We start from the raw sequence: 771 nt of genomic DNA, 5'->3' as shown, positions 1-771 counted from the left end.
TTATTCAGAACCGAAGCAGAAACTTATGATCCATGCGAGTTTGGAAATTTTAGGAGTACATTCAAATTTTTAGCGTATGATTCCCGTCCTGAACTTTTGTATACTTTTGCTTCAAGGCAAAAGTATAAATGAAAATCATATTAAATATTTTACAAACTATTTGTTTTACTTCTTTTAGTCTGTGTCTTTTATTTATTCATGGTATTAGCCACCAGTCATTTAAAAAGTAGTATGTTACTCATTAATACCCGACTTAGGAATCAGGAGCGTTAAGAAAATTTCAATGTAATCCGTTAAAAAATTTCCACTGTCTGAGCATGGGGCTTGTTCAGAACCGAAGCAGAAACTTATGATCCATGCGAGTTTGGAAATTTTAGGAGTACATTCAAATTTTTAGCGTATGATTCCCGTCCTGAACTTTTGTATACTTTTGCTTCAAGGCAAAAGTATAAATGAAAATCATATTAAATATTTTACAAACTATTTGTTTTACTTCTTTTAGTCTGTGTCTTTTATTTATTCATGGTATTAGCCACCAGTCATTTAAAAAGTAGTATGTTACTCATTAATACCCGACTTAGGAATCAGGAGCGTTAAGAAAATTTCAATGTAATCCGTTAAAAAATTTCCACTGTCTGAGCATGGGGCTTGTTCAGAACCGAAGCAGAAACTTATGATCCATGCGAGTTTGGAAATTTTAGGAGTACATTCAAATTTTTAGCGGATGATTCCCGTCTTGAACTTTTGTATACTTTTGCTTCAAGGCAAAAG

The sequence above is a fragment of the Chryseobacterium sp. CBTAP 102 genome (assembly GCF_003201365.1).
Classification (GTDB): domain Bacteria; phylum Bacteroidota; class Bacteroidia; order Flavobacteriales; family Weeksellaceae; genus Chryseobacterium; species Chryseobacterium candidae.
The sequence above is the reverse complement of the archived record's forward strand: the minus strand, read 5'-3'. Positions refer to the sequence as shown.